The organism is Kibdelosporangium phytohabitans, assembly GCF_001302585.1.
Taxonomy (GTDB): Bacteria; Actinomycetota; Actinomycetes; order Mycobacteriales; family Pseudonocardiaceae; genus Kibdelosporangium; species Kibdelosporangium phytohabitans.
On the sequence record NZ_CP012752.1, the window covers coordinates 9,969,929 to 9,996,278 of the forward strand.

The window sequence follows — 26,350 nt, forward strand, 5'->3', positions numbered from 1 at the left end:
ACGAACATCGTCGACTACTACAACAAACGTAGGATGTTTGGTTGTCCGAACATCTTGTGGGGAGGATGACACCGTGCCGTTGGCCACGACCCGGCGTGCCGGCCTTGTCGACCAGGTGATCGACCAGATGCGCAGTGCGATCACAACGGGCGAGTGGCGGGTTGGCGAACGAATCCCCACCGAACCCGAGCTCGTGACCGCTCTGGGCGTCGGCCGCAACACCGTTCGCGAGGCCGTCCGCGCTCTCGCCCACGCCGGGCTTCTCGAAGTCCGCCAAGGTGACGGCACGTTCGTGCGTGCCACAAGTGAACTGTCGGGTGCCGTGCGCAGGCTGTGCGGTCCCGAGCTGCGCGACGTGCTGGAAGTGCGGCGCGCCCTCGAAGCAGACGGTGCCCGCCTCGCGGCGACCAACCGCACCGAAGCCCAGCTCGAACAGCTCGCCCGCCTGCTCGAGACGCGCGACGAGGCCGCGTCGTCGGGCCAGTGGGCCAAGTTCGTGCAGGCCGACGCGGACTTCCACCACCTCGTGGTCGTCGCGTCGCACAACAAGCTGCTGGCCGAGTTGCACGCGGGCCTGACCGAGGTGATCAAGGCCAGCATCGAGGCGATCGACGAGACGGCGCAGCCGGGCGCCCCCAAACTCGACCACCACGGACTGCTCTACGCCATCCGCGACCGCGACCCCGAGCGCGCCGTGCGCGAGGCAGGCGGCTTCCTCGCCGAGGCGCTGACCTACCTGGCCGAGAACCCGGCCTGACGAAGCCGTGACCCGAATGCCCCCAAAGTGGCGGTTGGGGGCATCCGACCTGGCATCCGGCTCAGCGATCTACCCCGTCGGGGGTACTACGGAAGAGTGAGGATCTCGGCACCCGACTCGGTCACCACGATGGTGTGCTCGAACTGGGCCGTCCAGCTCTTGTCCTTGGTCGTGACGGTCCAGCCGTCGTCCCAGATGTCGTAGTCGATGCCGCCGAGCGTGATCATCGGCTCGATGGTGAAGGTCATCCCCACCTCGATCTCGGTCTGCACCGACGGCTCCTCGTAGTGCAGGATCACCAGCCCGCTGTGGAACGAGCGGCCGATGCCGTGCCCGGTGAAGTCCCGGACCACGCCGTAGCCGAAGCGCTTGGCGTACGCCTCGATCACCCGGCCGATCACGTTCAGCGCCCGCCCGGGGCGGACAGCCTTGATCGCGCGCATCGTCGCCTCGTGCGTGCGCTCGACGAGCAGCCGGTTCTCCTCCGAGACGTCCCCGGCGAGGAACGTGGCGTTCGTGTCGCCGTGCACACCGCCGATGAACGCGGTGACGTCGATGTTGACGATGTCGCCGTCCTCGATCACGGTCGAGTCCGGGATTCCGTGGCAGATCACCTCGTTGAGCGAGGTGCAGCAGGACTTCGGGAAGTTGCGGTAGCCGAGGGTCGACGGGTAGGCGGCGTGGTCGAGCAGGAACTCGTGCACGACCGCGTCGATGTCGTCGGTGGTGGCGCCCGGTTTGACGGCCTTGCCGCCCTCCTGCAGCGCCTGCGCGGCGATCCGCGACGCCACCCGCATTGCCTCGATCACCTCGGGGCTCTGCACGTACGTCGGCTCGGTGTTGCGCGCCGGAGCGGGCTTGTCGACGTACTCAGGCCGGGGGATGGTGACGGGGACTGAGCGGCGCGGGCTTTGCGCGCCGGTAGTCAGTGGGGCACGTACGGGCATGCCCCAACTCTAGGAGATCCCGCGCAGGAACTTGTCAGTCACGTCAATGGCCGGGACGGACGTGCCCGTGTCGGTCAGCAGCACGGCGAACGCCAGATCACCCTGGTAACCGGCGAACCACCCGTGCGAGTGGGTGCCGTCACCGAACTGGGCTGTTCCCGTCTTGCCGCGCACGTCGGGCAACTGGGCGAGCGGCCCGCCGATGGTCGTGACGACCTCGCGCATCATGCCGCGCACGGAATCCAGCACCGGTGCGGCGATCGGCTGCGGTGCCGCGTCCATCTTCGTGGGGCTGTCACGGAACAACGTGGCCTTCGGCACAGTCCCGCTCGCCACCGTCGACGCCATCACGGCCAGCCCGAACGGCGACGCCAGTACCTTGCCCTGGCCGAAGCCGTCCTCGGCGCGCTCGACGAGGTCGTTCGCGGGCGGCGCCGAACCGGTGACCGTCGTCACGCCCGGGATCACGTAGTCCACGCCGATGCCGTACTGCCTGGCCGTGTTCGACAGCGTGTCCGGCTGCATCTGCGAGGCCAGCTTGGCGAACGTGGTGTTGCACGAGAACGCGAACGCGGACCGCAGCGGGATCGTGCCCTTGTCGAAGCCGTTGTTGTTCGGGATCGCCCGCGGGCCGATCGTGATCGAGCCGGGGCACGGCGACGGCGTGTCCGCTGTCACAGCGCCGCCCTGCAGGGCGGCTGTCGCCGTCGCGATCTTGAACGTGGACCCCGGCGGGAACCTGCCAGTCAACGCGACCGAACCCTGCGCGTCGGCGGGGGCGTTCTGCGCGACCGCGAGCAGCTCGCCGCTGGACGGTTTGATCGCCACGATCGCGGCCACCTGGGCGACCGGGTCGATCGCGGCCTCGGCCGCCGCCTGGACCTTGCGGCTGAGGGTCACGTGCACGGCCGTGCCCGCCTCGGCGTCCTTGACGAACAGCTCCTCGACCTCGCCGCCCGCGGCGTTGAGCGTCACCACCCGGAACCCGGCCTTGCCCGCGACCTGAGCGTCCACCTGCTTGCGGATGGTCGGCAGCAGCTGGGTGGCGAGGTTCTTGTCCACCGCCAGCAGCCTCGTCCCGGCGATGAACCGAACCCCCGGCAGCTCGTAGATCTGCGCCTTCGCCGCCTGGTAGTCCGCGTCCCGCAACGACACGACGGTGTACGACTGGCCCTTGGGCGTCTTGGCGACACCGTCCATGATCGTCTGCTGCGTGATCGTCTGGTCGACCTTGCCGACCGCGGCGGCGAGCACCCCGGCCACCGCGGCGACGTCACCGGCCTTCGCCGGGTCCAGCACGACCGAGACCACCCGTTCGGGTGCCAGCAGCGGTGTCCCGTCCCGGTCGAGCACGGGCGCCTGCACGGCGTCCTTGTCCCGTACGCCGATGGTCTGCTGCACACCGAGCTTGGGGTGCAGCACCGACGGCGCCCAGTGCACCCGCCACGAGTCGTTGTCCGGGCGCATCTCCACCTCACCCTGGAACGTCCAGTGCCGGTCGCGGCCGAGGTCCCAGTCCGCGTTGAACCGCACCTTGGCCGACTTGTCCTCCAGCTCGGTCGACCCGGTGACCTCGGTCCTGATCCCGGCGGGCTTGAGCGCGCCGCGGACGTTGTCCATCAGCGTCTTCGCGGACTCCGCCGAGTCGGTGCGGCCCGCGGCGCCCGCGGTGTCCCCGTTGGCCAGCGCGGTCAGGAACTCACCGGCGACATCCTCGGCACTCGGATCCGATCCGAACAACCCACACCCGGCGACGGGTAGGACCAGCAAGAGTGCCGCGACAATCCCGGTTCGTCTCACTCGGCGCAGTATGCCGAATCAGAACAGCACAGTCGCGTAGCACCCGACCTGTGCGAAGCCGATCCGCTGGTAGGCGGCGCGGGCGGGCGCGTTGAACGAGTTGACGTACAGGCTCGCGGTCCGGTTCATACCCTTCACCAGGCGCTCGACCACGGCCGCTGTGCCCGCTGTGCCGAGGCCGCTGCCGCGCCGGTCCGGGTGCACCCAGACGCCCTGGATCTGGCCGACCGACTTGGACAACGCGCCGATCTCGGCCTTGAACACGACTTCGCCGCCTTCGAAGCGGGCGAACGCCCGGCCACCCGCGATCAGCTCGGCCACCCGCGCGCGGTACCCGGCGCCGCCGTCGCCCAACCTGGGGTCGACACCGACTTCCTCGATGAACATGGCGATCGCCGCGGGCAGGTAGCGGTCCAGCTCCTCCGGGCGGACCGGCCGGACCAGCGGATCCGGCTTGACCAGCGACGTCCCGCCGATCGCCATCAGCGGCTGCTCCGGCCGCACCTCGCGCGGCGGGCCCCACTCCGGCTCCAGCTCGGCCCACATCCCGAGCACCAGCTCGGCGGGACCGACCAGCGACGAACACATCCGCCTGCGCCGCAGCGCCCGGTCGGCGAAGCAGCGCAACGCGGCCTTGTTGCCGCGCAACGGGATCAGGTTCGGGCCGACGTAGCAGAGGCCGTCGAGCCTGCCGTTGCGCATCGGCCGGACATCGGCTCCCCACAGCTCGCCGCCGAGCCGCCACGCGTCCAGGCCGGCAGCCTCCACCCGCGCCGCCACCATGCAGCTCGCGACCGGATCGGCGGCCAGCACGGCCCGCACCGCCATGCCGTCTCGTTCGTCGAGTAACCGCGCGGAAGCCATCCGAAGCACCTACTAAGCGTGCCAGATGGAACCCGGAATCGAGGAGACTGAATCACCCGGAGTCATCAGCCGACCCGGATCACCGGCCGGATGAAGTACGAGTCGTGCGCGATCTCCGGGTCCTCGGCGACGAGCTCGCCGAACGACGGGTCCCGGTAGGAGGTCGCCAGGCACAGCCAGCCCAGGAAGAAACCCGAGCCGCCGCAGATCATCCCGCCGCCGTCGCCGCCGCACACGACGGCCTTGTCCGTTGTCCGTTCGGCGTCGTACGGGTCCAGCCCGATCCGCAGGCCGAAGGCGTTCGGCCAGTCATCCGCCGACAGGTTCAGCGGGTAGGTGTCCACCGGGCAGTCCTCGCCCCAGCGGAACAGAGTGCTGGCACCGGCACCGCACGCCCATTCCCACTCGTCCGGGGTCGGCAACCGCGTCCCGGCCGCGGCCAGTGCCGCACTTTCGGCCTCGAAGTCGTCCTCCTCGGACTCCCTGGCCTCCACGGCGACCAGCAGCGCCGGGACACGCACGGTCCTGCGGCGGGTGGTCACGCTCGCCACGAACTCGCGGATGTCGGGCAGGCTGTACTCCTCCGCGGAGTCGGCGTAGCTCGCCAGCTGCCCCGGCGTCGGCCGGAACGCTGCCATGTCGTAACCGACAGTCACCTCACCACCGGGAACCAGGGCGAACAGCGTGCCGTCCCGTTCGAACAGCGCGACGCGGTCCGGCCGGATCTCGACCAGACCGCATCCGGTGTCCTCGGCGATCCGCGTCGCCAAGCCGTGGGCGGCCGAGTCGTCCAGGCTCCGCCACCCGGGTAAGTCGATGGTCACCCGGACACCGACACAACCGGTGCACCCGCGTCCGCCGGGTCCATGTCCTCGGCGATCCGCATGGCCTCCTCGATGAGCGTCTCGACGATCTGGTGCTCGGGCACCGTCTTGACGACCTTGCCCTTCACGAAGATCTGGCCCTTGCCGTTGCCGGACGCGACACCCAGGTCCGCCTCGCGGGCCTCACCGGGACCGTTCACCACGCAGCCCATGACGGCCACGCGCAGCGGGACCTCCATGCCCTCCAGTCCGGCGGTCACCTCGTCGGCCAGCTTGTAGACGTCCACCTGGGCGCGCCCGCAGGACGGGCAGGAGACGATCTCCAGCTTGCGTGGCCGCAGGTTGAGCGACTGCAGGATCTGCGTGCCGACCTTGACCTCTTCGACCGGCGGCGCGGACAGCGAGACGCGGATCGTGTCACCGATGCCCTGGCGCAGCAGCGCGCCGAAGGCCACCGCGGACTTGATCGTGCCCTGGAACGCCGGACCGGCCTCGGTCACGCCCAGGTGCAGCGGGTAGTCGCAGGATTCCGCGAGCAGCTCGTACGCCCGGACCATCACGACCGGGTCGTTGTGCTTGACCGAGATCTTGATGTCGTGGAAGTCGTGCTCGGCGAACAGCGACGCCTCCCACAGCGCCGACTCCACCAACGCCTCCGGCGTGGCCTTGCCGTACTTGGCCAGCAACCGCGGGTCCAGCGAGCCGGCGTTCACGCCGATCCGGATCGGGGTGCCGTGGTCCTTGGCCGCCTTGGCGATCTCCTTGACCTTGTCGTCGAACTTCTTGATGTTGCCGGGGTTCACGCGCACCGCGGCACAGCCCGCCTCGATCGCGGCGAACACGTACTTCGGCTGGAAGTGGATGTCCGCGATCACCGGGATCTGGGACTTGCGCGCGATCGCGGGCAACGCCTCGGCGTCGTCCTGCGACGGGCACGCCACCCGCACGATGTCGCAGCCGGACGCGGTCAGCTCCGCGATCTGCTGCAGCGTCGCGTTCACGTCGGCGGTCACCGTCGTGGTCATCGACTGCACCGACACCGGGAACTCGCTGCCCACACCGACCGAACCGACCATCAGCTGCCTGGTCTTGCGGCGCTCGGACAACACTGGTGGCGGAAGCGACGGCATGCCGAGCAGCACTTCGCCGCTGGTCATGAGATCTCCTCTGAGCTAATTGAGCCTGATCGGGTTGACGATGTCCGCGGTGATCGTGAGCAGCATCACCGCTCCACCGATGAACACCACCACCATGGTGACGGCCATCAGTTTCGAGTAGTCCACGGGGCCACCCGCCGGCTTGCCGCGCAGTCTGCGCAGCCAGTTGCGGATCTTCTCGTAGACGATCACCGCTATGTGTCCCCCGTCCAGCGGCAACAGCGGCAGCAGGTTGAACACGCCGATGAAGAAGTTGAGGCTCGCCAGCAGCAGCAAGACAACGTCCCACAAGCCACGCTCAACCGCGTCACCACCGAGAATACTCGCGCCGACGACGCTGACCGGCGTGTCGGGATCGCGTTCTCCGCCACCTATGGCGCGCACCACAGCCGGGATGCGCTCGGGGAACCTGATCAGGCCTTCCCAGGTCTTGACGAACATGTCGCCGGTGAACGAGACCGAACCGCCGATCGCGTCCCACGCGTTGTACTCGAAGACACCCGCCCGCAGCACGCCGATGCTGCCCTGGGCCTGCAGCGACCGCTGGCCTTCCTTGTTCTCGACCAGGCGCTGCGCGACGGTCACGTCCACAGTGAACGTCTGTTCCGTACCGTCGCGGTCGACGGTGATCCGCTGTGGACCCGACAGCGGCTTCAACGTGGTCCGCAGGTCGGTGAAGGTCGGCGTCTGCTTGCCGTTCACCGCGACGATCTGGTCACCGGCGCGCAGACCCGCCTGCGCCGCCGGACCCTGGTCGCTCGCGGCGCACGGCGGACGCGGCTTCTTCGGGTCCATGTCGATGGTGTCACTCTGGACGCACGCGGTGCTGGCCACGACCGGCTTGTCCACCAGGTTCGGCAGGCCCATGGTCGCGGCGAGGATGTAGAGGATGACGAAGCCGAGGATGAAGTGCGTCACCGAACCGGCGACCATCACGATCACGCGCTTCCACGCCGGGTAGCGCCACATCGCGCGCTTCTCCTCGTCCGGCGTGAGCTCGTCCAGCGCGGTCATGCCCGCGATGTCGCAGAACCCGCCGCCGGGGATGGCCTTCAGGCCGTACTCGGTCTCACCCCGGCGGAACGAGAAGATCTTCGGACCGAAGCCGATGAAGTAGCGGCGCACCTTCATGCCGAACCACTTGGCGGTCAGCATGTGCCCGGCCTCGTGCAGCGCGACCGAAAGGCCGATGCCGAGCGCGAACAGCACGACCCCGATGAAGAAGATCACGCTCTAGTTCCTTCCCAGAATTTCCCGGGCACGCGTTCTCGCCCACTGCTCGGCGGCAAGCACCTCGTCCACGCTGCCCGGCTCGGCCCGCCAGGCGTCCGCCTCACCCAGCACTCGCCCCACAGTCTCCACGATCGACGTGAAACCGACGTTCAGGTCGACGAAAGCCTGGACGGCCTCCTCGTTGGCCGCGTTGTAGATCGCCGGGTGGCAGCCACCGGCCACCCCGGCCTGGCGGGCCAGCCGGACCGCCGGGAACACCTCGTCGTCCAGCGGTTCGAAGGTCCACTGCGCCGCCTGGTCCCAGCGGCACGGCGTGGCCGAGCCCGCGAGCCGCTGCGGCCAGCCCAGCGCCAGCGAGATCGGCAGCCGCATGTCCGGCGGGCTGGCCTGGGCCAGCGTGGAGCCGTCGGTGAACGTGACCATCGAGTGGATGATCGACTGCGGGTGGACGACCACGTCGATCCGGTCGTAGGGCACGCCGAACAGCAGGTGCGCCTCGATCACCTCGAGGCCCTTGTTGACCAGCGTGGCCGAGTTGATCGTGATCACCGGCCCCATCGACCAGGTCGGATGGGCCATTGCCTCGTCCGGGGTGACGCCTTCGAGCTCGCCGGCGCCGCGGCCGCGGAACGGGCCGCCGGACGCCGTCACCACGAGCCGGTCGACCTCCTCGGCGCGCCCGCCGCGCAGGCACTGCGCCAGCGCGGAGTGCTCGGAGTCGACCGGCACGAGCTGGCCGGGTTTCGCCGCTTTGAGCACCAGCGAGCCGCCCGCGATCAGCGACTCCTTGTTGGCCAGCGCCAGCCGCGCGCCGGTGGCCAGCGAGTGCAGGGTGGGTTCGAGCCCACGCGAGCCGGTGATGCCGTTGAGGATCACATCGGCCGGCGCGTACTCGATCAGGTCGAGCACCGCGCGGGCGCCTGTGAACAGTCGCACATCGCCGAGGTCCAGATCGGCGGGCGCGTCGGTCAGGGCAACCGCCTTGACCCCGAATTCGCGGGCCTGTCTCGCCACCACGCCCGGGTTCGCACCGCCCGCCGCGAGGCCGACGACCTGGAACTTGTCCGGGTTGGCCGCGATCACCTCGAGGGCCTGAGTGCCGATCGAACCGGTGGAGCCGAGCAGGAGAACAGAACGAGTGTTTGCGGACATCTCGCTCATTGTCCCGGACCGGGCCTGGGGCGTGCTCCAGAGGGCCATGTGGGACGATTGGGCCCAGTACGAGGCATGATCGAGGAGGGGTTCCGTGGCGAGCTCGAAGACCGAGAAGGCTCAGGCGCACACCGTCAGCCCGGAGGACGAGCCGTCGGCCGAGTGGGGCTGGCACGGCAGCTTCCCCATCGGCATGCGGGTCGGCGGGTGGTTCACCGCCGCCGCCATGTTCTTCTACCTGATCGGCAACCACACCGGCCGCACCGAGGACCTCTGGCTGATCGGGACCGGGGTCGGCCTGGTCATCCTGCTGGTGATCGACCAGGTCCGCCGCCGCACCTCGTGGCGCCGCTGAGCTCTCAGCCCCGCGGCACGAGTTCGTAGATGATGCCCGTGCCGTAGGGCGCCAGCAGCACGTCACCGCCGACGGCGCCCAACGCGGACACCGGCCACCCCGTGGCGAACAGCCCGGTGGCGTTCGCGGACGTGCCGAAGGACTTGTCGAACCGGGTCGCCGGCACGCCGCTGGCCGGGTCGACCGGCCCCGGATAGCCGCTGACCTGGATCGTCCGCGAGATCCCGCGCTGCGTGTCGACGCGCACGACCGCGGGTGCGGGCACCTGGTCGGCCACCGCGTGCACGATGACGTCGTCCCCGGCCGCCGCGAGCTGACGGCGGCCCAGTTCCAGCGAGCACGGCCCGACACCGTCGATCTCGGCGTTGACGGCGGGTATCGACACCATCATCCGACCGCGTGAGTCCAGGATCACAAGTCCACCCTCCGGGGTGCTGACGGCGAACCGGCCACCGGACAGCCCCGCCCCGGGGCTGCCGGTCGCGATCACCGCACCGAGCGGCACCACGGTCGCCTCGACGACTTTGCCGTCCCGTGCCGATTCGATCCGCCACACCCTGCTCTGCGTGGTGTCCAGCAGGACAGGTGTTTCCCCGTCGAACGCGAGCGCGCTGAACTGCGCGGTGTTCCACGCGGCCACGCCGTCGGCGAGGCGCTGGCCGTTCAGGTCCGTCACGCGAGTGGTGTCCTGGTCGAGTGGTGCCTTGATCGCCCTGAGGTCGACCGCACGGCCGCCGTTGAGCTGGATGACGCGCACCGGCCGAGACAACCTGCCGTCCACAGGGCGCGTGCTCGTGTTCGCGGGCAGCAGCCAGACCTGATTGCCGCGCAGGACGATCCCGCTGACCGCGCCGGTGGTGTCACGGCCCTGCAACCGGAGCTTCTCGGAGAGATCACCGGGGACGGGGTCGTCGTTGGTCGAGAACGGCGCCAGATTGGGATCCCACACCACTTCGACGGTGTTGTCCGGACGCGCGCGCAGGATCCGCAGGGTGTCGCCCCACCTGCCGGCGCTGTCGTCCGCGGTGCGCGGGTTGACCGACGGTCCGTACTGGCGCGCGACGAAGTAGACGGTGCCGTCGGGCGCTGTGGTCAGCGCTTCGACGTGACCGATGCTTGTGGACTGCCCCTGCCCGGATCCATTTGCGACACCCGAGCCGCCGTTGCCAGCCACCATCCGCACGGTGCCGCGCGGTTGTTCGGGCAGCGGCGCGGCGACCTCGGCGGCGCAGCCGCGCCGTACGCCGTACTTCCCCGCCACGACACCGGAAAGGTCGGCGAGGTCCTGATCGAGCTTGCCGCGCCTGTCGTCGTACCCGGTGATCTCGATTCCGATGTGGACAGGCCGCCCGCCGCACGTGACGGCCAGCGAGACGGCCGGAGCGGTCTCGGTTCCGGTCCGCAGCGGATTGCCCAGCGGGGCACGCGCCGAGCGCGCCGCCGCGACCTCGGTCGCCGCGCTGACCCGTCTGATCACCGCGACCTGGTCGGCGTCGATCCGTAACGTCGCAATGGTTTTGCGCGTCACGTCCTCGGCGACGAGCACCTCGCACCGCAGGCTGTCGACGTTGACCGTGTCGGGTACCTCCCCGACTGTCGTCAGGTTCTCCTCCGCGTGGGCCGTCATGTGCGCGAGCGCCACGCGCGGCAGCAGGGAGCAGATGTCCGGCCCCTGCCCGGTGACCGGTTCGGTGTTCAACGGCTGCGTTCCCGTGCGCTCAGGTCCCGTGCAGGCGACCAAGCCGAGCACACCAGCCGATGCCAGGATCCCCACCCGAATGCGCACGACACCGATATTCCCCCAAACGCATGGACCAGCTGCCCTTTATGCCTGCGCCGCAAGTCCCACCATATGGGCTACGTTGCGTTGATTCGCATTCATGAATGAACTAGTCGGGCACGGTTCGTAACCGACCCTCACGACAGGACCAGGACATGTCCGTCACCGATGAACTGCTCGCCAACAACGCACGTTATGCGGAGAGTTTCCAAGGGCCGCTCCCGCTTCCGCCTGCCAAGCAGGTCGCGGTCGTGGCCTGCATGGACGCCAGGATCAACGTCTACGGCGTGCTCGGCCTCAACGAGGGCGAGGCACACGTCATTCGCAACGCCGGTGGTGTCGTGACCGAGGACGAGATCCGTTCGCTGGCGATCAGCCAGCGGCTGCTCGGGACCAAAGAGATCATTTTGATCCACCACACCGACTGCGGCATGTTGACGTTCACCGACGACGGGTTCAAACAGTCGATCTTGGAGGACGTCGGGGTGAAGCCGTCGTGGGCGGCCGAGGCATTCCCGGACTTGGACGACGATGTGCGCCAATCCGTCGCGCGGATCAAGAACAGCCCGTTCATCCCCGTGAAAGATTCGGTGCGCGGCTTCGTGTTCGACGTCGCCACCGGAAAGCTCAACGAAGTCGGCTAAAGAACCTTCCGCACCGCTTCCTCGGTACGACCGACGACCGCGCTGCCGTCGTCAGCCGTGATGATCGGCCGCTGGATCAGGATGGGGTTGGCGACCATCGCCTCGATCCAGCGGCCACGGCTGCCTGCGTCCTTCGGCCACGCCGGCAAGCCGAGCTCCTTGGCGACCTTCTCCTGGGTGCGCGCGACCTCCCACGGCTGCAACCCGAGCCGCGCCAGCACCTCGCCGAGTTCCTCCGCCGTCGGCGGGTCCTCGAGGTATCGCCGGACGGTGTACGCGCTCCCGGCCTCGTCCAGCATCTTCACCGCGGACCGGCACTTGGAGCACGCCGGATTCACCCAGATCTCCACCGGCCCTACGGTACTGGGATGAACACCGCAGCGGCAGCCGGGAGCGAGACGGGAAACCGCTACCCGGCGAACTTCGACGCGTGCCACCTCGGCGACGACCCGTTGGTGGCCGTGGTCGCGGACGGCATGGGCGACGGGCCGGGCAGCGCGATGGCCGGACGGACCACTGTGGACGTCGTGGCCGCCGCGCCGCCGACGGTCGCGGGGATCCGCGACGCGGTCGCCAGGGCACACCGGGAGGTCAGCGCGTTCGGCAGGCAGATCGGCGGGCTGGCCGGGTGCACGCTGACAGCGTTGTGGCGAACCGGCGACGGCTTCCTGGCCGCCCAGATCGGGGACTCGCGGCTGTACCGGCTGCGCGCCGGACTGCTCGAACTGCTGACGGTGGACCACACGATGGCGTGGCTCGGCGCGGTGAACGGCTGGTTCCCGTTCGACTCGGCGCAGGCAGCCGCCGCGCGCTACCAGCTCACCCGCTACATCGGACATCCCGGGGCACCGGCGCCTGACGTCATGCACGTCGACTCGCGGCCGGGGGACGTGTTGCTGCTCTGCACGGACGGTGTCGCCGAGCAGGTCCCGTACCACCGGATCCTGGAGACCCTGGGGTCGGGCACGACCCCCTCCGCGATGGTGCGGGACCTGCTGGCGCGAGCCGGGGCCGCGGGCGGCAACGACAACGCCACCGCGATCGTCGTCCAGGTCAGCAGTACGACCTGACCTTGCGGATGTTCACCGGCAGCGCGGGCCTGCCGTCGGTCGTGCCAGGCGGCTCGACGCCACCGGCCGCCACCTTGTCCAATGCGGACAGACCAGACGCGCCGACCGTACCGAAGATCGTGTAGTTGGGCCGCAACGCGGAATCCCCGTACACAAGGAAGAACTGGCTGCCGTTGGTGTTCGGTCCGGCGTTGGCCATCGCGAGCACGCCGCGTGCGTAGACCTTGCGCTCACCGGTCGGGTCGGTCGGCGCGGGCGGCAGGTCGGTGGGCAGTTCGTCCTTGTAGCGGTAGCCGGGGCTGCCTTCGCCGGTGCCGGACGGGTCGCCGCACTGCAGGACCTTCAGCGTCGGGTAGCTGGTCAGCCGATGACAGGACGTGAAGTCGTAGAAGCGGTGCCGCGCCAGGTGCAGGAAGCTCTGCACGGTGCAGGGCGCTTTGGCGCGGTCGAGCGTGAGGTCGATCTTGCCTTGGTTGGTGGGCAGATCCACGCGCACGGTGCCGTGCGACGGGGTCCGGCGCGGGTCAGGGGGTAAGGGGACGGGCCGCGAGGCCGGCTCCTCCGGGGTTTTCGTGTACTGGCAGGGGCCGCGAGTCGCGTCGGGGGTGGTGGCTGACGCCACACCCGGCACGAACACGGCGGCTGTCGCGATGACGCCAGCCACGATGATCGAACGGACCACGATGTCCTCCCTGTTTGGTTCCGGCGCGGAGTGTAGAGCCGTTTGCCTTCGCTGAGCACTGGCGTAAGTAGGGCTGTGCCACACTGGTAGGGCTATGACCGCTCTGCCTCTCGTCTTCGACGCGCCCAAGCGCGGCCTGCCGCCGCGCCACCTAGCTGACCTCTCCGCCGCCGAACGCCGGGAAGCGGTCGTCGCACTGGGTGAGAAACCCTTTCGTGCGAATCAGCTGTCACACCATTACTTCGCCCGGCTGACCGCGGACCCGTCGGCGATGACCGACATCCCCGCCGAAACCCGGCAGCGCCTGGCGGACGAGCTGCTGCCGCCGCTGCTGACGGTCGTGCGTCACGTGCAATGTGACGACGGAACGACCCGCAAGACGCTGTGGCGCGCCCACGACGGCACGCTGCTGGAAAGCGTGTTGATGCGCTACCCCGACCGCACGACGCTCTGCGTGTCGAGCCAGGCGGGTTGTGGCATGGCGTGCCCGTTCTGCGCGACCGGCCAAGGCGGCCTGCAACGCAACATGTCGACAGCGGAGATCGTCGACCAGGTCCGCCACGGCGCGGCAGCGATGCGAGACGGTGACATGTCCGGCGGCCCCGGCAGGCTGTCCAACATCGTTTTCATGGGCATGGGCGAGCCGCTGGCGAACTACAAGCGCGTGGTCGCGGCCGTGCGGCGGATCTGCGACCCGTCACCGGAGGGCCTGGGCATCTCCCAGCGCTCGGTGACCGTGTCGACGGTCGGCCTGGTCCCGGCGATCCGCAAACTGACCGAAGAAGGCTTGCAAGTCCGCCTCGCAGTGTCCCTGCACACCCCGGACGACGAACTGCGCGACACCCTCGTACCCGTGAACACGCGGTGGAAGGTCACCGAGGTCCTGGAAGCCGCGCGGGGATACGCGGAGAAGACCGGCCGCCGAGTCTCGATCGAATACGCGTTGATCAAGGAAATCAACGACCAGCCGTGGCGCGCCGACCTGCTCGGCAAGTTGTTGCACCGGCACTTGGGCCAGTTCGCGCACGTCAACGTCATCCCGCTGAACCCGACACCGGGCTCGAAATGGGACGCCTCCCCCAAGCACGTCGAAGCCGAGTTCGTCCGCCGCGTCAACGCCGCCGGGGTCGCCTGCACCGTCCGTGACACCCGCGGCCGGGAGATCGCCGCCGCCTGCGGCCAACTCGCCGCCGAAGGCTGACGACCGAGGACGCGAGCGCGGTAATACCCGGTTATACTCGATGTCGTGAAGACAGCGATCTCAGTACCCGATGAGACGTTCGCCCAGGTGGATCGAAGCGCCAAGTCTCTGGGCGTGACCCGCTCGGAGTTCTACGCGCGCGCGGCCCGCTTCTACTTGGAGCACCTCGAGCAGGAGTCTTTGACCAACGAGATCAATGACGCCCTCGACGTCATCGGCAGTGCGGATGACTCCGGCACCGCCGCTGCCGCGGCCGGTCGGCACCGCGTGGCGGGATCAGACGACGAGTGGTGATCGAACGCGGCAACATCCACTGGGCGGATCTGGGTGAGGCCGACGGCTCACGTCCAGCAAAACGCCGCCCGGTACTTGTCATTCAAGCAAATCCCTACAACGCGAGTCGACTCGCGACAGTGCTCGCGGCGGTTCTCACCTCCAACACGATATTGGCCACTGCGCCGGGAAACGTTTTCCTGCCCGCGTCCGCCACAGGACTGCCGCGAGATTCGGTGGTGAACGTGACCGCACTGGTCACCCTGAACAAGGACGACCTGTCCGGGCAGGTGGGAGAAGTTCCCATCAGTCTGATGCGCGACGTTGACTCGGGGCTACGTCGAGCGCTCGCACTATGATCATCAACCTGGTGGTAGGGCATCCAACTCGGAAGTGCGCATGGCGAAGCGGTGCATGGCCAGCTCGTCTTGCGCAAGGAGTTGCCGTAAGAGTTCGGTCCCATCCCCCGGCTGCACACCGTTGTTTCGCGCGAACGGCCCGATCTGTTGGACCAGGTCATCCCAGTCCACCTGTCCCGTGTCCACAGCCTGGCGAATGATTGTCGCGATGTGACTGGCATCTATGCGCCGGTCAAGAAGATCGCGGATTGTTCGCACCGGGGTGGTGACCGGGAGACCGTCGAGCACAGCAACGTCGGACTCGACCAATTCCGCCTTCCGCGGCCACACACCGGGGTCCCGGGTGGTGCGTCTCCGGGGAACTGTTATTTCGATCCTGTTATTCGGCAGGTGGCCGAGCCCATGCAGCCGACTGGTGTGAGATCACACCACCATCCGGATCGATCGCGGGACGTTCCCAGGCGGCGGCCTCGGGACGCAGGCTCAGCCAAGCCGCCTGTTCTGGGCGGGCTTCGGATGGCGTGGAGGAAACCATGGCGTGCACACCGTGACGCACCGTCTCCAACAAGTTCGCCGCTTTGAGGCGATGCAGCGTGACCTCATCGACTCCCAGGACAAGCGCGCAGGTCGGTGAGCAGGGCCGCGATGGCAGCCGGGTCGCCTGCGCGTTCGAGCACCACCTGTTCGATCCCACGGACCTTCGCGGCGACGCGTTTGTGGGTGGCACGGCCGCGTGGGCTCAGGTACACCCGGACCTTGCGGCGGTCGGCGGGGTCCACTTCGCGGTAGACGGTCGCCGTGGTCACCAGGCGGTCGACCACTCTGGTCAGAGTCGGCCCTGTTGCCGCCGTCTGGTCGGCCAGCGCCGCCATGGTCAGGCCTTTTCTGGTGGCCAGCGCCTCGATCACCAGCCACTGGTCGATCGTCAGCCCTTCCGGCTTCAGCACGCGCTCCACCTGGGCCGTCACCGCGTGGGCCGCGCGGGTGAGCAGCTGGGTCAGCGGCTCTGCCACTGTCGGGCCGGTGCTGCGGTCAGGCATCCGTCGCTTCCTTCGCCTTGCGCAAACGGGTGTCGGTTGAAAGACTTCCATTTGAAAGCATATCCGAGCGCGGAGCTCTCATGGCAGTCGCCGGGACCGTCGAGGGCCGTCGTGACACCTGGCGGGTCGCGATGGTCATTCCGCTGCGTGGTCCTGCCGGTTTGTTCGGGCCGTCCTGCGAGGCGATCGCCGAGCTGGCCGCGCACGAGCTCAACGCCGAAGGCGGCGTGCTGGGCCGTGAGGTCAAGCTGGAGATCGTCGACGGCGGCGCCCGGCCGGGTGTGGTCGCGGCCCGGCTGCACGAGTTGATCGAAACGGGACGGGTCGACGCGGTCAGCGGCTGGCATATCTCGTCGGTACGCAACGCGCTGGCGCCCGTCATCTCCGACCGTGTCCCCTACGCCTACACCTCGCTGTATGAGGGTGGCGAACGTCGTCCGGGCATCTTCTGCTGCGGTGAGACGCCCCGGTTGCAGATCGCTCCCGGGTTGGCGTGGTTGCGTGACAATTTGGGCGCACGCAGCTGGTTCATCGTGGGCGACGACTACGTCTGGCCCCGCGAGTCGGGAGCGGCGGTCCGGACGTTCGCACGCGAGCTGGGTCTGCGGATCGCCGGTGAGGCGTACGTCGAGCTCGGTGGCGACGTGGCGGACCTGGTCGAGAAGGCCGACATCTCCGGTTGCGACGGCGTGCTGATGTTGCTCGTCGGCCAGGACGCGGTGGAGTTCAACCGGCAGTTCGCCCGCCGCGGCCTGCACGAGCGGATGCTGCGGTTCAGCCCGCTGATGGAGGAGAACATGCTCCTGGCGAGCGGGCTCACGGCGACGACCAACTTGTTCGTCGCCGCCGCGTACTTCCGGTCGCTGGTCAACGCCGACGCGATGGACCTGCTCAACCGGTACGTCAGCCTGCACGGACCGGACGCGCCCGCGCTGAACAACGCGGCTGAGTCCTGTTACGAAGGCCTGCACACGCTGGCGGCGCTCGCCCGGCGAGCGGGCACGACGAGCGTGCCGGACCTCAACGCCGCCATCGACGGGTTCGCGTACCACGGGCCGCGCGGCACCATCGAGTTCCACGGCCAGCAGGCTGCTCAGCACGTGCACCTCGCCGTCGCGGACGGCTACGACTTCACCGTGATCACCAGGCTGTAGGGAACCTCCCGCCGATCGGGTGTCACCCACACGATTGAATACGGCGCACAGGCGCCTGACTTTGGGGGCCCGGAGACCGGAGGTCCGCATGGCCGACGCAACACGGGACGTCGAGAAGATCTACTCCACCGAGGACGTGGTCGCGAAGCTGCGCAGGCTCGCGGACGCGCTCGAGTCGGAAACGCCGTTCCGCATCCAGATCGCGGGCGAGCGCATCCGCGTGCCCAAGCGCGCGGAGTTCTCCATCGAGCACGAGCGCGGCGACGGCGAGGAAGAGATCGAGTTCCAGCTCAAGTGGACGATCGAGGAAGAGGACGACGATGACGACGACGAGAAGGTCGTCTGAGTGACTGGGCCGGGCGTCGCCGCCCGGCCCAGGTCCACCTAACGCGGGAACCGGTCGCGAGCGGTTTCCGGGCGGTCGAAGTCGTCCGCCGCGAACGTCTTCGCGACAGGCGCGGTGACGTTCGCCCAGCGGCGCAGCGCAGCCGTCGCCGAGTCACGCTCGGCAGGCACCAATCCGGCGATGTTCGCGCCGTGGTTGGCGCCGGGCGCCGTGTAGAGGTACGAGTCCCTGCGGCTCGGCGAGAACCGCTCAGCACCCCACGGGTCGTTGCCGCCGTACACGAACAGCATCTGGCTCGACTGGGTGCGGACCCACAGGTCCACGTCGATCATCGGCCACGGTTCGTGCCGCACCGACCGCAGCGACTGCGGCAGGTTCGACTTCGCGCTGTAGAACGACGCCGGGTAGTTCGCCACGTCACGCAGGTGCTTGAACTTCAGCGACGGCCAGCCCAGCTGGTTGGCTGCCTGGTAGTAGTACGGCACGAACGGCGTGAGGCCCTTGTCGGTGTAGAAGCCCCAGTCGGCGATCTCCTGGTACCAGTTGTAGAGCTCGTCGGTGGATATCGTCGTCGGCGGGACCTTCGCGCACTCGGCCTGCGTGAAGTACTGCCAGAAGATCCACACCGTGTCCAGCACGGTCATCTCGAACGCCTTGTCGGCGTTGCCGAGGACCTGGTTGAACGTGTGGCCGTTCGCCGCTGCCCACGCCTCGTACTTGGGCACCAGCTCGGAACGCCGTTTCAGCGCCTCGTGCTGGATGTCGTCGAGTGCTTTGCGGCATGCCGGATCCGTGCCGACCGTGCTGAAAAACTTGTCATACGCCTGGTCAGCGTTGTTGTTCACGTCGTTCGGCGCCACGTACGCGACGACGCCGTCGACGTCACGCGGGTAGAACCGGCGGTGGTAGACCGAGGTCATCCCGCCTTTGCTGGCGCCGGTGGAGATCCACTTCTTCGCGTAGACCGGTTTGAGCGCCTCGACGAGCCGGTGGTGGTCGGTGGCGCCCTGCCAGATGTTCAGGTCGCGCCAGTCGGCCGGTTCGGGGCGCGACGGCGTGAAGAACCGCTGCTCCACCGAGATCTGGTTGCCGTCGACCAGCTGTGTCGGCTCCGACCGGAACGCCGTCGTGCGCATGTTGTACCCGCTGGTGTGCAACACCATCGGACGGTCGGTCGCCTTGTGCAGCAACTGCAGGCGCTGCTCGAACCGGCCTGCCGACGGACGCCGGTGGTCGACTGGCTGCGAGTAGCTCAGGATGAAGAACCGGTGGCCCGCAGGTGCCGTCGACTCGGAGACGACCGTCAACCCGGGCACCTGTTTGAGGCGCGTGAGGATGTCCTCCTGGGCTGACGCGGCGGGGGCCAGGCCGGCTGTCAACGCGGCGGCCACCGTGGCCACCCACGCTTTTCGCAGTAACACGCAGCTTCTCCTCACTCCCGGCAGCAGACCAGCGCAGTCTGGCACCCACAGCACGACGCGGGTAACTACGGAAGTCGGAATCTGTCAGAACCAGCCCGGCGGTTCGCCTGTTCGGGTACTACGGCGTGGCCAGCGCCTCGGTCGGTGACAACCGGCTCGCCCTGATCGCCGGGTACAACCCCGCGATCATGCCGATCACCATCGTCGCGACGACCCCGCCACCGGAAGCCCAGACAGGTACGACCGACGGCCAACCTTGGTACGCGGCATACGAAACAGTGACCGCCACGCCCAGCAGCACGCCGCCGAGGCCACCCAAAGCCGACAGCAGCAACGATTCCGCGAGGAACTGGATCCGCACCTGGCCACGCGTGGCACCGAGTGACCGCCGCAGACCGATCTCCGCACGGCGTTCCAGCACCGAGATCACCATCGTGTTGGCCACGCCCACACCGCCGACCAGCAACGCGACCGCGCCCAGGCCGAGCAGCAACCCGTTGAGCGTCTGGTCGGTGGCGTTCTTGGCTGCCAGCGCGTCGGACGGCCTGGACACCGAGACCTCGTTGGGTTTCTCGGGGTTCGCGGTCGCGGCGAGCACTGCCTGTACCGCTTCGACGGCGTCGTCACGGGTTCGCGTGTAGACGGTCGTGGCGTAGCCGTCGAACTTCATCGACGCCACCGCGACCGGCCAGCCGACGAGCGCCGAGGTGTCCAGTTCCGGGGCCAGCGGTACCGGATTCAGCACGCCGACGACAGTGAACCACTGTCCGCCAAGGTGAACGCGCTCCTCGGCCGAGCCGACGCCGAGCCGCTCGGCGGCTTTCCGCCCGAGGACGACCGCTGGGTAACGCGCGTTGGCCTCGTTGAGGAACGTACCGCTGACGAGCGTGGCTCCGACGGTGTCCGGCAGGTCCGGCTTGGCGGCGAGGACCGCGATGCCGCCGGACTCCGCCGCCGGGATCCGGTCGTTGCGGTACACCTTGGCGCCGGCCACTTTCCCGGTCGCCGACGTGGCCAGCACCGGTTCGATCCGGTCGATCATGCCGACCGCCTCGTCCGGCAGGTGGCTCTGCTCGCCGAACAGCGACTGCCCCGGCCCGACCGTGAGCAGGTTGGTGCCGAGCGCGGCCAGCTGCCGGTCCAGGTTCTCCCGGCTGGACGTGGAGATCCCGACGACCGAGATCATCGCGGCGATCCCGATCGCGATGCCCAGCGCGGACAGCAACACCCGCAACGGCCGGGCGCGCAGACCTGCTCCCCCGACACGAAGCACGTCACGCGCGCTCAGCCGCGCGGGCCGCAGCCGGTCAGCCATGACTGTCACCCACGACCACGCCGTCGCGCATCTCCACCTGGCGCGGCAGATCGGCCGCGATGTCCCGGTCGTGCGTGATGATCACGACCGTCGTGCCGCTCGCGTTCAGCTCACGCAGCAACGTGATCACGTCCGCGCCTGACCGCGTGTCGAGATTCCCGGTCGGCTCGTCGGCCAGCAGCAACGCCGGTTCCCCGACCACCGCACGGGCGATCGCGACGCGTTGCCGCTCACCTCCGGACATCTCGTGCGGCTGATGATCCAACCGGTGCGCCAGACCGACTCGCGCCAACGCCGCACGCGCCTTGCCGCGGCGCTCACGCAACCGTTTCCCGGTGTACAGCAGGCCGTCAGCCACGTTGTCCACAGCGGACACACCGGCAGCGAGGTGGAACTGCTGGAAGACGAAACCGAGCACACGCGCCCGCAACGCGGACAACTCGCGGTCGGCCAACGAATGCACGTCGTGGTCGTCGACGTGCACGGTCCCGGTGCTCGGCCGGTCCAGGGTGCCGATCATGTTCAACATCGTCGACTTGCCCGAACCGGACGGCCCGACGATGCCCACCAGTTCACCACGGCCGATCGCCACATCCACGTCACGCAACGCGGCCACCCCACCCGAATACACCCTGCTGACTCCGCGAAGCTCGACCACTGGTGTCATTTCGGCACTCCCACCACGGTTCCCGCGCCGATCCCGGTGCCGCGAACCTCCACCTTGCCGTCCGCGAACATGCCCGTCTCGACGGCGGCGTACTTGCTGCCGGAGCCGTCGATCACCTGCACGCCGTAGCCGCCCTCGGCCAGCGCGACCAGCGCGCCGACAGGCACCGCGAGCACGTTCTCCCGCTTCTCGGACACCAGGGTCACGTCGACCGGCGCCGAGTCGAGCCGTCCCGCGGCCGCCTGGTCGGCGAACGTCACGACGACCTCGATCGTGCTCGTGGTGGAACTGCCCTGTTGCGCGGGCTGCGCGATGGCAACGCTGCCGACCGACGCGACCGTGCCCGCCACGGCCTTGCCGCCCGGCAGCGTCACAGTCGCCGGGATCCCTTGGCTGACAAGGTGTTGCTTGGCCACATCCAGTTTCACGGTGACCGTCCTGGTGGTCGCGGTGTACGTCATCATCTGCCCGTTCGCCGGGCCACCGGCCTTGGCCATGAGCTCGGCGACCCGGACCTCGCCGGGCACCACGGCGACGTCGGTGACCGCGACCGTGCCGGTTTCCGGTTTGCCGAGGTCTTCCTGCCAGCGCCGGACAGCGGTGGCGGTGGCCGACGTGAACTCGTTGTCGACAGTGAAACCCTTGTAACCCAGGGCCTGGAGGTTCTCCTCGACCTGCCGGACGTCGTTGCCCTCGATGCCGGATTTCAGCGTCCGGAACAGCGGGATGGTGCCGTAGAAGGCAGGCACCGGCTGGTCGTCGACCGAGTACGCGGTCTTGCCGCGAGTGATCACCTCCCCCGCGGCGGGCAGCCACGTCACTGTGCCCTGCCCGGTCCTGAGCAGCGGGTTGGGCGTGCCGTAGCCCAAGGTCCCGGCGACCTTCTCGGTGCTGGTCAGCGTGGCCGACGTGACCTTGGCGGTGCTCGGCGGCAGCCCGCCGGCCGGTGGCGGCGCCGGTTCCGTACCGCCGAAACCGAACGCCGCCACACCCCCAGCTCCGACCACGGCAACCGCCGCGCCGAGGCCAACCGCGACCCGTGTCGTGCGTTTCATCGCCCGAACCGCCCGGGGACCTTGTCCTTGCACGCCTCCATGGCCTTCTTGAAGACCGGGCTCTCCCGGTCCAGGCCCGCGATCTTGTCCAGGCCCAGCATCGGACTGTTCGGGTCCGGGTCCGGGATGTCGACGCCGTTGTCCCGCATACACTTCGTGAACTCACGCAGCTCGTCGACGAGCTTGGGATCGATCTTGGACAGGTCCCCGCCGCCAGGCAGCAGCGACTTGCAGGCGTCCATGGCCTTCTGGAACGCCGGGCTGGTCCGGTCGATCTGCTTGTCGCCGAATCCGCCACCCGGTTCCGGGTCGGGCATGTCGACGCCGTTGTCCCGCATGCATTTGGCGAACTTGCGTGTCTGTTCGTCGGTGTCCCCGGACACGGCCACGCTTGTCTGCGGCGCACTGGAGCCGCTGCTACCCGCCGACGCGATGCCCTTGTCGTCCGTGCTGCTGGCGCATCCGCCGAGCAACAACCCCAACGCGACCACGGTTACGACCGTTCGCATGGTCCTTCTCCCTCCGGTTCGAGTGCGGACCAGCAGAGCAGGACGCGAATAACCTCGACATAACTCGATCGGGCGCAGTTAACGGCCGCGTTATGGCCGTCTCACCGATGATGGACGCATGCGAGTTCTGGTGGTCGAGGACGAACCGATCCTGGCGGACGCGGTCGCCGAATGGCTGCGGCGGGAAGCGTTCGCGGTGGACGTCGCCCACCGCGGCGACGAGGCGCTGGAGCGGCTCGCTGTGAACGACTACGACGTGCTCGTGCTGGACCGGGACATCCCCGGGGTGCACGGTGACGAGGTGTGCCGCGCCATCGCGGGCGGTGACATCCGGATCCTCATGCTCACGGCCGCGTCCGGCGTCCGTGACCGGGTCGCCGGGCTCGGCCTCGGCGCGGACGACTACCTGCCCAAGCCGTTCGCGTTCGTCGAACTGTCCGCGCGCGTGCACGCGTTGCTGCGGCGGACCCGGCCCGCGGCGCCGCCGGTACTGGAGCGCGCGGGACTGCGCATCGACCCGGGCAGGCGGGAAGCCAGCCGGGACGGGCAGCCGATCGTGCTGGCCAACAAGGAGTTCGCGTTGCTGACCGAACTCGTCCGCGCCGACGGCGCGGTGGTGTCCACCGAGCACCTGTTGGAGAAGGTGTGGGACGAGAACATCGACCCGTTCACCAACGTGGTGCGCGTGACGATGATGAAACTGCGCCGCAGACTCGGTGATCCACCGATCGTGGAAACGGTCGCCGGCGTGGGGTACCGGATCCGATGACCCGCCTGCTGCCCCGCGCCTGGACGATCAGAGGCCGGTTGACCGCGCTGTACGGCTCGCTGTTCTTCGTGGCGGGCGTGATCCTGCTGGCGTTGATGTACCTGCTGGTCTGGCAGATCCTCAACCGCACCCAGCCGCAGTTGCCGGACTCCGACTCGCTGCGGGTCGCGCTGGCCCGGATGGGCAAGCTGCCGCTCGGGCCCAACGGCCAGGAAGTCTCGCTGACGGACTTGATCACCAGCGTGCGTGCGGCGCAGGACCAGCAGCGCCAGGACATCCTCGACAGCCTGCTCGCCCAAGGCGCGGTCACGCTCGTCGGCGTCGGGCTGGTCGCCGCCGCGCTCGGCTGGCTGCTTGCGCGCCGCGCGCTGCAGCCCGTGCACGAGATCACCGCGACGGCCCAGCGCATCGCGACGTCCGACGCCGGCCGCGGCCTGCAGGAACGCATCAAGCACACCGGCCCGAACGACGAGGTGACCGAGCTGGCGCAGACGTTCAACACGATGCTGGAACGCCTGGACCGGTCGTTCGACGGCCAGCACCGGTTCATCGCGAACGCGTCGCACGAGATGCGTACGCCGCTGGCGGTGAAGCGCGCGCTGATCGAGATCACCGTGACCCGGCCGGGGACGTCCGCGGACGCCGTCCAGCTCGGTGAGTCGCTGCTGGAGATCAACGCCCGGCACGAGCGGCTGATCGACGGTTTGCTGACGCTGGCCGACAGCGAGAACGAGCTGACCGAGCGCAGCCCGGTGGACTTGGCGGACGTCGCCGGTCACGTGGTCGAGCAGCTCGCGCCTGCCGCACGGGACGCGGGTGTCGACGTCCGCCGGGCTGTGTCACGCCCCGCGCCCGTGGTGGGTGACGCGGTGCTGCTCGAACGGCTGATCCAGAACCTGGTCGAGAACGCTATCCGGCACAACCAACCCGACGGCTGGTTGTCGGTGGCGACCGCGTCGGCGGACGGCTGGAGCAGTGTCACGGTCAGCAACTCCGGGCCGGTGGTGCGGCCGTACGAGGTCGATGTGTTGTTCCAGCCGTTCCGCCGCCTGGAACGTGAGCGGACCGCGGGCGAGCGTGGTTTCGGCCTCGGGTTGTCGATCGCGCGGGCGATCAGCCGGTCGCATCAGGGGGACGTGCACGCGGTGCCACGGCCGGACGGCGGCCTGGACGTGACCCTCAAACTGCCTGGTCAAGACTGAGTTCTACCCCTTGGTGGCAATAGGGCGTTGCATCGCGATGCGTTCCGATATATCGTTGACGCATCGGGATAGATCCCGAGTGACTCATCGAGGAGAGAAACCATGCGTAACCCATACGAATTCGAGACACCGCACCACCACGACCGCCGCAGCGGCGGGCGCCCCGGACGGCCCCGTCGCGGGCCGTTCCCACCGGGGTTCGGCTTCGACGGCGACTGGGGCCGCGGACGCGGCTTCGGCGGCCGGGGGCGCGGGCGCGGCCAACGGCGCGGCCGGGGCGACGTACGGGCGGCAGTGCTCGCACTGCTGGCCGAGCGCCCGATGCACGGCTACGAGATCATCCAGGAGATCAACACGCGCAGCGGCGGCTACTGGCGACCGAGCCCCGGCTCGGTCTACCCGACCCTGCAGCTGCTCACCGACCAGGGCCTGCTCAGCGTCGAAGAGGGAACGGGCAGCAAGCGCCAGTTCACGCTGACCGACGAGGGCAAGACCGAGGCCGAGCAGCTGGACACCCCGCCGTGGGAGCAGGTCACCGACGAGGTCGACCCGCAGGAGGTCGAGCTGAACACCGCGCTGCACCAGCTCGTGTCGGCCACCGTCCAGGTCTCCCAGGCCGGCACCGAGACGCAGAAGGCCCGTGCGATCGAGACGTTGAACGAGACCAGGCGCGCGATCTACGCGATCCTGGGCTCCACGGAGTGACCGCCCTAGCCGGCCGCGAGCATCACCTCGCCGACGAAATCACGGACCTCCACGTCGGTGACGTCGTCGAACTGCTCGGTGACGGTGATCTCGAAACTGCAGGTCATCGGGTTGGCGGAGCGCCGCACCTGACCGAACACCCGCAACCCGGCCTTGTCGGCGAGCAGCTTGGCGTGCTCGAGCACCCGATCGGGCCGGGCGGCGAGGTGGACGTGGAACAGCGGCGTCTGCGGCGGCTCCGGCACCACCTGGACACCGGGGATGCCACCGAGCATCCCGGCCAGGGTCCGTGCCCTGACCAGGAACTCCGGCATCCTCGGCAGTAGTTCGTCAAGGCCGCGTTCCCCGGCGACGGCCAACGGCCACGCGCCGAGGGTGGCGCCGCCCAGCCGGTCGCGCCAGACCCTGGCGTGCTCGATGAACGCGGTGTCACCGGCAAGCAACGCGCCGGAGATCCCCATAAGTCCTTTGTAGAGGGACACGTAGACGCTGTCGAACAGCGCGGCGATCTCCGCGTGCGCCCTGCCGTAGAACGGCTGCGCCTCCCACAGCCGCGCACCGTCCATATGGGACGCGACGCCGTGCTCGCGGGTCCAGTCGATCTGCGCGAGCAGCTCGTCCCACGCGGGCAGCAAGCCGCCGATCTCCCGCTGCGGCAACTCCAGCACCAGAGCCGCGACCGGCTGCCTGATGGCGTCGAGGTCCGCCAGCGTGATCAACGAGTGGTAGTCGCCGACCGGCAGGCCGGACAGACCGTGCACGATCTCGTACCCCTTGTGCTCGTGTACTTCCAGGTGGCACTGCGGGTGGAACGCGATCGTGCGGGTGGTGCGGCGGTCGGCGTGGATGCGCATGGCGACCTGCTGCGCCATCGTGCCGGTCGGGAAGAAGGCGGCTGCGGGCTTGCCCAGCAGGTCGGCGACACGGCGTTCCAGTCTCGGCACAGCGTCGGCTCTGGACTCCTCGTCGCCGACCCGCGACCGCAGCAGGTCGAGCACGTGCGCCGGGCGGTGCTTGCTGGTGGTGGCAAGGGACACGGAACGGAGGTCGCCATGGATCGCCATGCGAC

The 26,350-nt window shown here is 68.8% G+C and carries 30 protein-coding genes; 12 read left to right on the forward strand and 18 right to left on the reverse strand.

Translation table 11 applies throughout. The features are described 5' to 3' along the window. Positions 1-73 precede the first annotated feature (73 nt). A complete protein-coding gene (locus AOZ06_RS44475; RefSeq protein WP_054294870.1) occupies positions 74-757 on the forward strand; it encodes a FadR/GntR family transcriptional regulator in 684 nt (227 codons plus the stop codon). 86 nt (positions 758-843) lie between these two features. Here AOZ06_RS44475 and map read toward each other — a convergent pair whose 3' ends face one another. Genes map through dxr form a run of 7 tightly spaced genes read right to left on the reverse strand, consistent with a single transcriptional unit; the run spans position 844 to position 8,743 of the window. Then, positions 844-1,704, reverse strand: a complete 861-nt coding sequence (map, locus tag AOZ06_RS44480) for a type I methionyl aminopeptidase (RefSeq protein WP_054294871.1) — start codon at positions 1,702-1,704, stop codon at positions 844-846. A gap of 9 nt (positions 1,705-1,713) precedes the next feature. Continuing rightward, a complete protein-coding gene (locus AOZ06_RS44485) occupies positions 1,714-3,504 on the reverse strand; it encodes a penicillin-binding transpeptidase domain-containing protein (protein WP_335338333.1) in 1,791 nt (596 codons plus the stop codon). A gap of 18 nt (positions 3,505-3,522) precedes the next feature. After that, entirely contained in the window at positions 3,523-4,377 is an 855-nt protein-coding gene (locus AOZ06_RS44490; protein WP_054294873.1) for a GNAT family N-acetyltransferase, read from the reverse strand. A gap of 56 nt (positions 4,378-4,433) precedes the next feature. After that, positions 4,434-5,192, reverse strand: a complete 759-nt coding sequence (locus AOZ06_RS44495) for a hypothetical protein (RefSeq protein WP_054294874.1) — start codon at positions 5,190-5,192, stop codon at positions 4,434-4,436. Continuing rightward, on the reverse strand, positions 5,189-6,349 hold the full coding sequence (gene ispG / locus AOZ06_RS44500; protein ID WP_054294875.1) for a flavodoxin-dependent (E)-4-hydroxy-3-methylbut-2-enyl-diphosphate synthase: 1,161 nt from the start codon (positions 6,347-6,349) through the stop codon (positions 5,189-5,191). The genes AOZ06_RS44495 and ispG overlap by 4 nt, the downstream gene beginning before the upstream one ends. Before the next feature lie 15 nt (positions 6,350-6,364). Beyond that, a complete protein-coding gene (locus AOZ06_RS44505; RefSeq protein ID WP_054294876.1) occupies positions 6,365-7,579 on the reverse strand; it encodes a M50 family metallopeptidase in 1,215 nt (404 codons plus the stop codon). Positions 7,580-7,582: 3 nt separating this feature from the next. Next, complete coding sequence (gene dxr, locus AOZ06_RS44510; RefSeq protein ID WP_218921880.1) at positions 7,583-8,743, reverse strand: 1-deoxy-D-xylulose-5-phosphate reductoisomerase; 1,161 nt, start codon at positions 8,741-8,743, stop codon at positions 7,583-7,585. 85 nt (positions 8,744-8,828) lie between these two features. Between dxr and AOZ06_RS44515 the strand changes: the two genes are divergently transcribed. Further along, positions 8,829-9,089, forward strand: coding sequence for a DUF2631 domain-containing protein (locus AOZ06_RS44515; RefSeq protein ID WP_054294878.1), 261 nt, complete (start codon positions 8,829-8,831; stop codon positions 9,087-9,089). A gap of 4 nt (positions 9,090-9,093) precedes the next feature. Here the strand turns inward: AOZ06_RS44515 and AOZ06_RS44520 are convergent, their stop codons facing one another. Beyond that, entirely contained in the window at positions 9,094-10,875 is a 1,782-nt protein-coding gene (locus tag AOZ06_RS44520; protein WP_157233587.1) for a hypothetical protein, read from the reverse strand. A gap of 149 nt (positions 10,876-11,024) precedes the next feature. On the opposite strand from AOZ06_RS44520, the gene AOZ06_RS44525 reads away from it, so the two are divergent. Further along, positions 11,025-11,513 carry a beta-class carbonic anhydrase gene (locus AOZ06_RS44525; RefSeq protein WP_054294880.1) on the forward strand — a complete coding sequence of 163 codons (489 nt, stop codon included), beginning with the start codon at positions 11,025-11,027 and terminating at the stop codon, positions 11,511-11,513. Here AOZ06_RS44525 and AOZ06_RS44530 read toward each other — a convergent pair. Further along, on the reverse strand, positions 11,510-11,863 hold the full coding sequence (locus AOZ06_RS44530; protein WP_054294881.1) for an arsenate reductase family protein: 354 nt from the start codon (positions 11,861-11,863) through the stop codon (positions 11,510-11,512). The two genes, AOZ06_RS44525 and AOZ06_RS44530, sit on opposite strands and share 4 nt — an antisense overlap. Before the next feature lie 18 nt (positions 11,864-11,881). Here AOZ06_RS44530 and AOZ06_RS44535 point away from each other — a divergent pair, with 18 nt between their 5' ends. Then, entirely contained in the window at positions 11,882-12,583 is a 702-nt protein-coding gene (locus tag AOZ06_RS44535) for a PP2C family protein-serine/threonine phosphatase (protein ID WP_054294882.1), read from the forward strand. On the opposite strand, the gene AOZ06_RS44540 is transcribed toward AOZ06_RS44535, so the two are convergent. Further along, positions 12,567-13,265, reverse strand: coding sequence for a peptidylprolyl isomerase (locus AOZ06_RS44540; protein WP_054294883.1), 699 nt, complete (start codon positions 13,263-13,265; stop codon positions 12,567-12,569). The genes AOZ06_RS44535 and AOZ06_RS44540 overlap by 17 nt on opposite strands. A 94-nt stretch (positions 13,266-13,359) precedes the next feature. On the opposite strand from AOZ06_RS44540, the gene rlmN reads away from it, so the two are divergent. Genes rlmN through AOZ06_RS55430 form a run of 3 tightly spaced genes read left to right on the forward strand, consistent with a single transcriptional unit; the run spans position 13,360 to position 15,098 of the window. Beyond that, complete coding sequence (gene rlmN / locus AOZ06_RS44545; protein WP_054294884.1) at positions 13,360-14,466, forward strand: dual-specificity RNA methyltransferase RlmN; 1,107 nt, start codon at positions 13,360-13,362, stop codon at positions 14,464-14,466. 45 nt (positions 14,467-14,511) lie between these two features. Next, on the forward strand, positions 14,512-14,760 hold the full coding sequence (locus tag AOZ06_RS44550) for a ribbon-helix-helix domain-containing protein (RefSeq protein ID WP_054294885.1): 249 nt from the start codon (positions 14,512-14,514) through the stop codon (positions 14,758-14,760). Continuing rightward, on the forward strand, positions 14,754-15,098 hold the full coding sequence (locus AOZ06_RS55430) for a type II toxin-antitoxin system PemK/MazF family toxin (RefSeq protein ID WP_083472343.1): 345 nt from the start codon (positions 14,754-14,756) through the stop codon (positions 15,096-15,098). The genes AOZ06_RS44550 and AOZ06_RS55430 overlap by 7 nt, the downstream gene beginning before the upstream one ends. 3 nt (positions 15,099-15,101) lie before the next feature. Here AOZ06_RS55430 and AOZ06_RS44555 read toward each other — a convergent pair whose 3' ends face one another. After that, entirely contained in the window at positions 15,102-15,407 is a 306-nt protein-coding gene (locus AOZ06_RS44555) for a hypothetical protein (protein ID WP_157233588.1), read from the reverse strand. 290 nt (positions 15,408-15,697) lie between these two features. Further along, entirely contained in the window at positions 15,698-16,138 is a 441-nt protein-coding gene (locus AOZ06_RS44560; protein ID WP_054294887.1) for a MarR family winged helix-turn-helix transcriptional regulator, read from the reverse strand. 80 nt (positions 16,139-16,218) lie between these two features. Between AOZ06_RS44560 and AOZ06_RS44565 the strand changes: the two genes are divergently transcribed. Beyond that, positions 16,219-17,292, forward strand: a complete 1,074-nt coding sequence (locus AOZ06_RS44565; RefSeq protein ID WP_054294888.1) for a substrate-binding domain-containing protein — start codon at positions 16,219-16,221, stop codon at positions 17,290-17,292. Positions 17,293-17,380: 88 nt separating this feature from the next. Continuing rightward, the gene (locus tag AOZ06_RS44570) at positions 17,381-17,638 is read left to right on the forward strand and encodes an amphi-Trp domain-containing protein (RefSeq protein ID WP_054294889.1); all 258 of its coding nucleotides are present in this window, start codon (positions 17,381-17,383) and stop codon (positions 17,636-17,638) included. Positions 17,639-17,676: 38 nt separating this feature from the next. On the opposite strand, the gene AOZ06_RS44575 is transcribed toward AOZ06_RS44570, so the two are convergent. The 5 genes from AOZ06_RS44575 to AOZ06_RS44595 form a co-directional block, all read right to left on the reverse strand. Next, entirely contained in the window at positions 17,677-19,059 is a 1,383-nt protein-coding gene (locus tag AOZ06_RS44575) for a S28 family serine protease (RefSeq protein WP_236951939.1), read from the reverse strand. Between the two features lie 118 nt (positions 19,060-19,177). Beyond that, positions 19,178-20,374: an ABC transporter permease gene (locus AOZ06_RS44580; protein WP_054294891.1), complete on the reverse strand. Its 1,197-nt coding sequence runs from the start codon at positions 20,372-20,374 to the stop codon at positions 19,178-19,180. Then, entirely contained in the window at positions 20,367-21,041 is a 675-nt protein-coding gene (locus AOZ06_RS44585; RefSeq protein WP_054294892.1) for an ABC transporter ATP-binding protein, read from the reverse strand. Before AOZ06_RS44585 ends, AOZ06_RS44580 begins: the two co-directional genes overlap by 8 nt. Then, complete coding sequence (locus AOZ06_RS44590) at positions 21,038-22,096, reverse strand: peptidoglycan-binding domain-containing protein (RefSeq protein WP_054294893.1); 1,059 nt, start codon at positions 22,094-22,096, stop codon at positions 21,038-21,040. Before AOZ06_RS44590 ends, AOZ06_RS44585 begins: the two co-directional genes overlap by 4 nt. After that, complete coding sequence (locus AOZ06_RS44595; RefSeq protein WP_054294894.1) at positions 22,093-22,605, reverse strand: hypothetical protein; 513 nt, start codon at positions 22,603-22,605, stop codon at positions 22,093-22,095. Before AOZ06_RS44595 ends, AOZ06_RS44590 begins: the two co-directional genes overlap by 4 nt. Before the next feature lie 118 nt (positions 22,606-22,723). Here AOZ06_RS44595 and AOZ06_RS44600 point away from each other — a divergent pair, with 118 nt between their 5' ends. From AOZ06_RS44600 to AOZ06_RS44610, 3 genes are all read left to right on the forward strand, one after another. Next, positions 22,724-23,374 carry a response regulator transcription factor gene (locus AOZ06_RS44600; RefSeq protein WP_054294895.1) on the forward strand — a complete coding sequence of 217 codons (651 nt, stop codon included), beginning with the start codon at positions 22,724-22,726 and terminating at the stop codon, positions 23,372-23,374. Further along, complete coding sequence (locus AOZ06_RS44605) at positions 23,371-24,576, forward strand: sensor histidine kinase (protein ID WP_054294896.1); 1,206 nt, start codon at positions 23,371-23,373, stop codon at positions 24,574-24,576. The genes AOZ06_RS44600 and AOZ06_RS44605 overlap by 4 nt, the downstream gene beginning before the upstream one ends. A 102-nt stretch (positions 24,577-24,678) precedes the next feature. Further along, positions 24,679-25,281 (forward strand): PadR family transcriptional regulator, encoded by a 603-nt coding sequence (locus AOZ06_RS44610; RefSeq protein ID WP_054294897.1) that lies wholly within the window; start codon positions 24,679-24,681, stop codon positions 25,279-25,281. Positions 25,282-25,286: 5 nt separating this feature from the next. Here AOZ06_RS44610 and AOZ06_RS44615 read toward each other — a convergent pair whose 3' ends face one another. Continuing rightward, a complete protein-coding gene (locus AOZ06_RS44615) occupies positions 25,287-26,345 on the reverse strand; it encodes a threonine aldolase family protein (protein WP_054294898.1) in 1,059 nt (352 codons plus the stop codon). Positions 26,346-26,350 lie beyond the last annotated feature (5 nt).

Coding starts and splice junctions, on each gene's coding strand:
- map (WP_054294871.1), bottom strand. CDS start 1,704: ATGCCCGTACGTGCCCCACTGACTACCGGCGCGCAAAGCCCGCGCCGC.
- ispG (WP_054294875.1), bottom strand. CDS start 6,349: ATGACCAGCGGCGAAGTGCTGCTCGGCATGCCGTCGCTTCCGCCACCA.
- dxr (WP_218921880.1), bottom strand. CDS start 8,743: ATGAGCGAGATGTCCGCAAACACTCGTTCTGTTCTCCTGCTCGGCTCC.
- AOZ06_RS44525 (WP_054294880.1), top strand. CDS start 11,025: ATGTCCGTCACCGATGAACTGCTCGCCAACAACGCACGTTATGCGGAG.
- AOZ06_RS44535 (WP_054294882.1), top strand. CDS start 11,882: ATGAACACCGCAGCGGCAGCCGGGAGCGAGACGGGAAACCGCTACCCG.
- rlmN (WP_054294884.1), top strand. CDS start 13,360: ATGACCGCTCTGCCTCTCGTCTTCGACGCGCCCAAGCGCGGCCTGCCG.
- AOZ06_RS44560 (WP_054294887.1), bottom strand. CDS start 16,138: ATGCCTGACCGCAGCACCGGCCCGACAGTGGCAGAGCCGCTGACCCAG.
- AOZ06_RS44565 (WP_054294888.1), top strand. CDS start 16,219: ATGGCAGTCGCCGGGACCGTCGAGGGCCGTCGTGACACCTGGCGGGTC.
- AOZ06_RS44570 (WP_054294889.1), top strand. CDS start 17,381: ATGGCCGACGCAACACGGGACGTCGAGAAGATCTACTCCACCGAGGAC.
- AOZ06_RS44580 (WP_054294891.1), bottom strand. CDS start 20,374: ATGGCTGACCGGCTGCGGCCCGCGCGGCTGAGCGCGCGTGACGTGCTT.
- AOZ06_RS44585 (WP_054294892.1), bottom strand. CDS start 21,041: ATGACACCAGTGGTCGAGCTTCGCGGAGTCAGCAGGGTGTATTCGGGT.
- AOZ06_RS44590 (WP_054294893.1), bottom strand. CDS start 22,096: ATGAAACGCACGACACGGGTCGCGGTTGGCCTCGGCGCGGCGGTTGCC.
- AOZ06_RS44595 (WP_054294894.1), bottom strand. CDS start 22,605: ATGCGAACGGTCGTAACCGTGGTCGCGTTGGGGTTGTTGCTCGGCGGA.
- AOZ06_RS44600 (WP_054294895.1), top strand. CDS start 22,724: ATGCGAGTTCTGGTGGTCGAGGACGAACCGATCCTGGCGGACGCGGTC.
- AOZ06_RS44605 (WP_054294896.1), top strand. CDS start 23,371: ATGACCCGCCTGCTGCCCCGCGCCTGGACGATCAGAGGCCGGTTGACC.
- AOZ06_RS44610 (WP_054294897.1), top strand. CDS start 24,679: ATGCGTAACCCATACGAATTCGAGACACCGCACCACCACGACCGCCGC.
- AOZ06_RS44615 (WP_054294898.1), bottom strand. CDS start 26,345: ATGGCGATCCATGGCGACCTCCGTTCCGTGTCCCTTGCCACCACCAGC.